This is a genomic window from Pseudomonas cichorii (assembly GCF_015471405.1).
Lineage (GTDB): Bacteria > Pseudomonadota > Gammaproteobacteria > Pseudomonadales > Pseudomonadaceae > Aquipseudomonas > Aquipseudomonas serbiensis.
Window position 1 is genome coordinate 155,177 of sequence record NZ_BLVZ01000015.1, and the last position, 8,454, is coordinate 163,630.

Below are 8,454 nucleotides of genomic sequence, written 5' to 3' on the forward strand. Positions count from 1 at the left end.
CGAGCTCAGTGCTACCATGCGCACCCGCCGTGCAGGAATCTGGTCATGAGCAGTATTCGCGAGCGCAACAAAGAACTTATCCTGCGCGCCGCCAGTGAAGAATTCGCCGACAAGGGTTTTGCCGCGACCAAGACCGGCGACATCGCCGCCAAGGCCGGGCTGCCCAAGCCCAACGTCTATTACTACTTCAAGTCCAAGGAAAACCTCTATCGCGAGGTGCTGGAAAGCATCATCGAGCCGATCCTGCGTGCCTCGACGCCCTTCAATCCCCAAGGCGTTCCCACGGAAGTGCTCAGCAGTTACATCCGCTCGAAAATCCAGATTTCCCGCGAACTGCCCTTCGCCTCGAAAGTGTTCGCCAGCGAAATAATGCACGGCGCACCGCACCTGACGCCCGAACAGATCGAGCAGCTAAACGGCCAGGCCAGACACAATATCGAGTGCATCCAGGCCTGGATCGACAGTGGCCAGATTGCGCCCCTGGACCCTCATCACCTGATGTTCACCATCTGGGCCGCGACCCAGACCTATGCCGACTTCGACTGGCAGATATCTACCGTCACCGGCAAGGACAAGCTTGAAGACAGCGACTACGAAGCGGCGACGCAAACCATCCTGAGGCTGGTACTCAAAGGTTGCGAACCGGATTGATCGCGTGATCTGAAATGCCGCTCAGAATCACTCTGTGGGAGCCAGCTTGCTGGTGACTTCAGCGTACAGACACAGAATATCTGCCGGGTTTCAGGTATTTTCGCCAGCAAGCTGCCTCCTGCAAGTGTGTGTGCCTTGACTGATGAGCATCAACTCATCAGGCAGCCATTCAGAGCAGTCAAATCCCGTCTTCTGCGAAGGCATGCCACATAGCCATTATGCGCAAGAAGTTGCGCACTTTTTTGTGCATATCCTGTGGATAGACCTCTGTAACCCTTGTAATTAAAAGCTCACAGACGAGTGCGCAAGAAGTTGCGCACCACTGCGCAACTTCTTGCGCACTTTTAAGGGGTTTTCCATGTGAAAATCATGAAAACCCGACAACAAAACACCTATCTATCTGATTTATATAGTAAATATATTATCTGGCACGAAGCTTGATCTGTAATCGCCACCCACCTGGCGAATTCGCCTCCCGGGACACTCAATGTTTCAGCAAGGAGAGCACCCATGGCTACACCCGCGTACATGTCCATCACTGGCGAAAAACAAGGCCTGATCACTGCCGGCGCATTCACCGCCGACTCCGTGGGCAACACCTATCAGGAAGGCCACGAAGACGAAGTAATGGTCCAGGCTTTCCATCACGACGTGATCATCCCGCGTGACCCTCAGTCCGGCCAGCCTACCGGCCAGCGCGTTCACAAACCGGTGAAAATCACCAAAGTGTTCGACAAGTCCTCGCCTCTGCTGCAAGCGGCCCTGACTTCCGGCGAGCGCCTGAGCAAAGTCGAAATCAAATGGTTCCGCACTTCCGCTCAAGGCACTCAAGAGCACTACTACACCACCGTTCTGGAAGACGCCATCCTCGTCAGCTCCAAGGACTACATGCACAACTGCCAGGACCCTGCGAACGCTCATTTCACGCACCTGGAAGACATCGAAATGACCTACCGCAAAATCACCTGGACCCACGAAGTCTCCGGCACTTCGGGCTCCGATGACTGGCGCTCGCCTGTCGCCTGATAACGGCTGACGCTTCAAGCATCGACCAGCTTCTGCTGGTCGATGTTGTTTACGCTCTTCCAGAATTGAGGAACAAGGGATGTTCGCGCCGGCTAATCAGACTCACTTCAGCCTGACCGTAGAAGGACTCAACAGCGACCTTCAGGTCCTGTCCCTCACCGGGCGGGAAGCCATCAGCCAACCGTTCGTGTTCGACGTCGAACTGGTCAGTGAGCAGCCGTCCCTGGACCTCGAAACGCTCCTGCACAAACCGGCCTTCCTGCAACTTTCGCCTGACGGCAGTGGCATTCACGGCCAGATCTATCGCGCCGCTCAGGGTGACTCCGGCAAACGCCTGACCCGCTACTCGGTGACCCTGCGCCCGCAGTTGTCCTACCTGGCGCACCGCATCAACCAACGTATCTTCCAGAACCTCAGCGTGCCGAAAATCATCGCCCAGGTCCTTGAAGAGCATGGCATCCAGAGCAACGCCTACGCATTCACAGTCGGGTCGGTTTATCCCGAGCGCATCTACTGCGTTCAATACGATGAATCGGACCTGCACTTCATCCAGCGCCTGTGCGAGGAAGAAGGGATTCACTACCACTTCCAGCACAGCAACACGGCCCACAAACTGGTGTTCGGCGATGACCAGACGGTGTTCCCGAAACTCGCGCCAGTGGCCTATCAGCAAGACTCCGGCATGGTCGCCAACGACCCGGTGATCAAGCGCTTCGACATGCGCCTGGAGACTCGCACCAGCCGCACCACCCGCCGCGACTACGACTTTGAAAAACCACGCCTGACGCTGGAAAGCGAAAACCGCAGCGACGCCCTGCCCGACCTTGAAGACTACGACTATCCGGGCCGTTTCGTGGACCGCGAGCGTGGCAAGCACCTGGCCAGGCGCTCTCTTGAAAGGCATCGCAGCGACTACCAGCTCGCCGAAGGCAAAAGCGATCAGCCGCTGCTGGTCAGCGGCCACTTCCTTGCCCTGACCCAACACCCCAAGGCCAAATGGAACGACCTGTGGCTGCTGACGGAAATCTTCCACGAAGGCAAACAGCCGCAAGTGCTGGAAGAGTCGGTCAGCAGTGACACGACAACGCTCAAGGACGACTTCCATCAGGGCTATCGCAACCGTTTCCAGGCCACGCCCTGGGACGTGCCGAACCGCCCGCCGCTTCGCCACCCCAAGCCGCGCATCCTCGGCAGCCAGAGCGCCGTGGTCACCGGGCCAAAGGGTGAAGAGATCCACTGCGACCAATACGGCCGCGTCAAAGTCCAGTTCCATTGGGACCGTGAAGGCCAGGCCGACGACAAGACCAGTTGCTGGCTGCGCGTCTCCTCCGCCTGGGCCGGCGCCCAGTACGGCGGCATCGCCATCCCGCGCATCGGCATGGAAGTGCTCGTCACCTTCCTGGAAGGCGACCCCGACCAACCGCTGATCACAGGTTGCCTGTTCCACAAGGAAAACGTCGTCCCCTACGAGTTGCCTGCGAACAAGACCCGCAGCACCTTCAAGACCCTCAGCTCACCGGGCGGTGGCGGCTACAACGAACTGCGCATCGAAGACAAGAAAGGCCAGGAACAGATCTACCTCCACGCCCAGCGCGACTGGGACGAGAACATCGAGAACGACCAGAAGATCCGTGTCGGCAACGAACGCCATGACACCGTCGAGCAGAACAGCTACAGCGAGTTCAAGGCTGAAGAGCATCGTACGGTCTATGCCGACCGCAAAGTCGAAGCCCGCGCAGATGACCACCTGAGCGTTGGCGTAACCCAACACGTCAAGATAGGCACTGGCCAGTTCATCGAAGCGGGTCAGGAAATCCACCTGAGCAGCGGTTTGAAAATCGTGCTCGAAGCCGGCGCAGAACTGACCCTCAAGGCCGGTGGCAGCTTCGTCAAGATCGATGCGGGCGGCGTGACAATGAGCGGCCCTGCGGTCAACGTCAATACAGGCGGCAGCCCAGGCGTCGGGACAGGCATAGCGGCGTTGCTGCCCGGATTGTTGAAACAGGCCGATGCCGCCAGAGCCGGTGCGGTTCTGACACCGGCACAAATCAATACGCTTAAACGCAACGCGCCTTTCTGTGAAGAGTGCGAGAAGTGCAAGGACGGTGCCTGTGCGATCTGATCTTTTGAACCCTCAGGCCTGGCTGGAGCAACAGCCGTTGCAACAAGGCGAGCACCTGTACCTGATCATCAGCGCAGCCAGCGACGCCGAACCTCTCAAGGCCTTTTACCAGCAAGGCCAGGCGCCGCAACTGATCCCGATCTGGGGCGGCACGCCTTACGCCGACTGGCAGCCTGTGATGCCCTATCTTGCCGTGCTGAAACCCACTGCGGGTTTTCTGCAATGGATCGCCGAAACCGATGCACTCGACTGGGGCTGGCTCGCGGTATCGCGCTCGGAACCCAATACCGTGTTCGAGCATCTGCGCAGCCTGACGCAAGTGAAGATGCCTGACGGGACCGAAGTGTTTTTCCGGTTCTGGGACGGGCGGCATATCTATCCGATTCTTGAGGGGCTGGGTGAATCGGCGGGTGAACTGATGCCGATGTTCGAGCGCTATCTGATCAATGGCCGCACTCTGGAAGTCGGACAAAGAACAGTGCCGAAAGCGAAGGACTGGCCGTGGTGGGAGGTGCCCAAGGACTTGCTGGAGAGTTTGATGGCTGAAAATCCATCCACGGTGATCGGCAACATGATGCAGTGGCTGCGGGATGAACATGCCGACCTGTACTTCTCGTTCCCTGAATCCAACCTGCAAAAAAAAGTGGCGCGTTTCGTAAAGCGTACACCGCTCACGGAAGAAAACTTTACCGGGCTGTTGAAGGCCTATCTGGAAAATGAGGTGGCGGCATGAGCATTTTGATGGGCGGAATCACCGGAGCCCTCACGGCAAAACAGCCTGATGCTCAGGCCATCATCAACGACTTCAAGAAGTGCCTGGCGGATTATCGCGAGCATGCCGAAGCCTGGTACGGCGGCGTGCTGGATGCCGAACAACAGTTCAAAGTGGGCGACGAGGTCGGCACTGCGGACAAGGACAGCAAACAGCAAAACACCCTTTACGCCAACTGTCCGGCCAACGGCAAGCTCAAGCTTGTACACAGCTTCGAGTCGGCGCGCTTTGTGCCGATTGGCAACACGCCGGTGCGTCTGGTGCCCGTGGAAGATGGTCTCCTCATCGGCAAAAACGAGGTCGGCCAGGCAATTGATCTGAAAATCGGCCCAAGCGGGATTCTGGAGGTTCCAGGCCTCAAGCCCAATCAGCAATACAAGATCACCTTTTTCCCGAACCCTACCCGTGCGCAGATCGACAGCCTGTTCAACTCCTATCAGGGCGTCATCGGTGATCTGAGCGGCTGGCTGCAAACCGAATGGAGCACGGACTTTCTGCCTCTGTGGCAAGCGCACACCAACGCTTCCATGGCCGGCAAAGCGATGCAACAACTGGAGTCTGCCTGGAAAGGCTTTCTCAAGGCGATCATGGGCTTGTGGGGGGATATCAAGAACCTCTACGACCTGGTTGCTCACCCTCGTGAAAACTACGAAAAGCTGAAAAAGTTCTTCACCGAGGAACAGATCAAGAAGATCTATAACGCCTCCAAGGAAGCCATCCAGACGGCTCTGTTGATCGCCAGTGATGAGCCACTGATGTGGATTTACGTCGCGGCCATCGTGGCCTGGGTCAAGATGCTGCCGCCACAGACCTGCACGGAAGTTCTCGCAGAGCTGACCACCGAAGTCCTGCTGAACATCCTGATCGGTATCGTCCTGACGGGCGGCATCGGCCTGGCCGTGCGGGTTAGCGCCAAGGGCCTCAATGCCGCCAAAAACGGCGGCAAGGTCATCAAGCTGATCGAAGACTTCACCTCCATGCTGATGAATATCAGCAAGAAGAACGCGACCGGTCACGCAGAAACCGCCAAGCCTCTGCTGCTCAATGGCAACTCGCCAATGAACCCGGCGCGCAAGACCAGCGTTGAAATAGCCCCTCCGAAACCTGCCGAAACCGCGACGGCTCCCAAGCGCAAGCCGCCCGTTACAGGCGGTACCGTTGAAACGGATGCGCAGATTAGCGCACGGGCCAAGACGGAAAACGCAACGCGCCTCGAACAGGCGGAAAAGACCGACGACGCAGCCAAGCAATCGCAAACTCCTGCCAAGCAGCCCGCCCAGTGCGCAGACAAGACCTGCACCAACGGCGAACCGGTATCGATGGTGACCGGCGAAGAACTGCTGACCCTGACCGATGGCGAACTCGGTGGTTTGTTGCCTCTGGAATGGACACGCCTGTACCGCAGCAGCGCGGTCGAAATCGATAGCCGTCTTGGCTACGGCTGGAGCCATTCCCTGTCCCATCGTCTGCAACTGGACGACGAAGGCGTGCTCTGGACGGACAACGAAAACCGTCAGACCCGCTTCCCTATGCCGACCGAGCAACGTCCGGCCATCACCAACAGCCTTGCCCAGGCCGCCATTTACCTGGGCGATGCTCCTGGCGAACTGATCCTCACCCAGGCCGGGCCAAAAGCACGCTTCTATCATTTCCGGGCCGGTCGCTTGACCACCATCAGCGACCCGTATGAAAACCAGGTTCACATCACTTACGACCTGGTTGACCGCATTCAGCGCATCGACAACGGAGCTGGCCGCGCCCTGCTCCTGCGCTACGACGACCGCCATATCGTTGCCGTGGATCACCAGCAACAACGCCCGGAATATAACGAGCGTGGGGAGCGCCAGGACCCGTGGCTGACCATCCAGACCCTTGTTACCTACGACTACAACGCCCTTCACCAACTCGTGTCTGCAACCAATGCGGTCGGTGAAACCGAGTATTACCGCTACAACGACCAGCACGTCATTCTGAAGCGGCAAATGGCCGGTGGTGCGAGCTTCTTCTGGGAATGGGAACGTGAAGGCAAATTCTCACGGTGCGTGCGCCACTGGGCCAACTACTCACAACTCGAAGCGCGTTATGAGTGGGACGACAAGGGCACGGTCACCGTCCATAACGCTGACGGTAGCGAGCAGGTCTATGTGCATGACGAAAATGCACGTCTGATCAGCGAAACCACTCCCGATGGCGCAGAAACCCAGAAAGCCTATGACGATAAAGGCCGCCTGATTGCTGTAAAAGATCCGCTGGGGGCCATTACCGAGTATCAGTACAACGACGCCGGGCGCCTGATCGCCGTGATCCCGCCGGAAGACGCAACGATCCGTTACAACTACTTCGACGGGCAACTGGTCGAGGTCCTGCGCGGCAAAGCCCGCTGGCAGTATGACCGCAACGAACAAGGCGACATTACCCGGCAGATCGATCCGCACGGCAACGAAACCCATTACAGTTACGACCGTCAGGGCCGTCTGCTGGAAATCCGTCATCCCGATGGCAGCCGTCATCAACTGGGCTGGAACGGTCTGGGCCAACTGCTGGAAGAGCGTCTGCCTGACGGTGGCCAGCGCAAATACCGTTACGACGCACTCGGTCGGCAGATCACCCGTCAGGACGAAACCGGTGCCATCACCCATTACCAGTGGGATGCGGTCAATCGCCTGAGCCAGGTCACCTTGCCAGGCGGTGCCACCCGCGCCTTCACTTACAACCCGTATGGCCGCGTCACCGCCGAGCGCGATGAGCTGGGTCGCATCACCCGTTACGAATACGCCGACAACCTGCATCTGGTCAGCCGCCGCATCAACCCGGACGGCAGCCAGTTGCGCTACCGCTACGACAACTCGCGCCTGCTGCTCACCGAGATCGAGAACGAACGTGGCGAGCATTACCACCTCGATTACTACGCCAACGGCCTGATCCAGCAGGAAACCGGCTTCGACGGTCGTCGCACCGCGTACGAGTACGACCTCAACGGCCAGTTGCTGAAGAAAACCGAATTCGGCGATGACGAAAGCGAGTTAGTGACCGAGTACCAGCGCGATGCCGCAGGCCGCCTGCTGGTCAAGACCCTGCCCGACGGCGAAGAGATTCACTACAGCTACGACGCCCTTGGCCGTCTGGTCAACGTCGACGACGGCAACTGGCCGCTGGCTTACGAATACGACCTGCAAGACCGCCTCATCACCGAGCACCAGGGCTGGGGCACCCTGCGCTACGAGTACGACAGCGTCGGCCAGCTCAAACACTGCCGCCTGCCCGACGGCAGCACGCTGGATTACCACCATCAGCGCGGCGGTCAGTTGAGCAGCATCGACCTCAACGGTTCGCGCCTGACCGCTCACCAGTTCAGTGGCGGTCGGGAACGACAGCGTCAGCAAGGTCTGTTGCTCAGCCAGTATCAGTACGACGAACAAGGTCGATTGCAGGCACACAGCGTCAGCCAGCAGGATCGTAATCTGTTCCATCGTCGCTACGACTACGATGCCAACGGCAACCTGGCGGGGATCGATGACAGCCGTAAAGGCAACCGCAGCTATCATTACGACCCGCTGGACCGCCTGATCAACGTCCGTGGTGCCACGCCGGAAAGCTTCGCCCACGACCCAGCCGGTAACCTGCTGGGCCAAGGCGACTTGCCCACTGCCAACCTGGCCAACGTCAAAGGCAACCGCCTGCTAATGCAGGGCGACCGCCATTACGACTACGACGCCTACGGCAACCAGATCCGCGAACGTCGTGGCGCCGGCCAGAAACTCGTCACCGAATACCGCTACGACGCCCAACATCGCCTGATCGGCGTCAGCCTGCCGGGCGGCAGTGTCGCCAGCTACAAATACGACGCCTTTGGCCGCCGCATCGCCAAGACCGTCGACGGCCA

5 protein-coding genes are annotated in these 8,454 nt (G+C 58.8%); all 5 read left to right on the top strand.

From position 1 onward, the window contains the following. Positions 1–45 precede the first annotated feature (45 nt). The gene (locus JL015_RS22380) at positions 46–651 is read left to right on the top strand and encodes a TetR/AcrR family transcriptional regulator (RefSeq protein ID WP_201019983.1); all 606 of its coding nucleotides are present in this window, start codon (positions 46–48) and stop codon (positions 649–651) included. A 510-nt stretch (positions 652–1,161) separates the two neighbouring features. Then, positions 1,162–1,677, top strand: a complete 516-nt coding sequence (locus JL015_RS22385; protein ID WP_201007432.1) for an Hcp family type VI secretion system effector — start codon at positions 1,162–1,164, stop codon at positions 1,675–1,677. Positions 1,678–1,756: 79 nt separating this feature from the next. Next, positions 1,757–3,799: a type VI secretion system Vgr family protein gene (tssI, locus tag JL015_RS22390; RefSeq protein WP_201019984.1), complete on the top strand. Its 2,043-nt coding sequence runs from the start codon at positions 1,757–1,759 to the stop codon at positions 3,797–3,799. Continuing rightward, positions 3,789–4,532, top strand: coding sequence for a DUF4123 domain-containing protein (locus JL015_RS22395; RefSeq protein WP_201019985.1), 744 nt, complete (start codon positions 3,789–3,791; stop codon positions 4,530–4,532). The genes tssI and JL015_RS22395 overlap by 11 nt, the downstream gene beginning before the upstream one ends. Next, positions 4,529–8,454, top strand: a 3,926-nt coding sequence (locus JL015_RS22400; RefSeq protein WP_201019986.1) for a DUF6531 domain-containing protein, incomplete at its 3' end; no start/stop codon positions are given. The genes JL015_RS22395 and JL015_RS22400, both read left to right, overlap by 4 nt.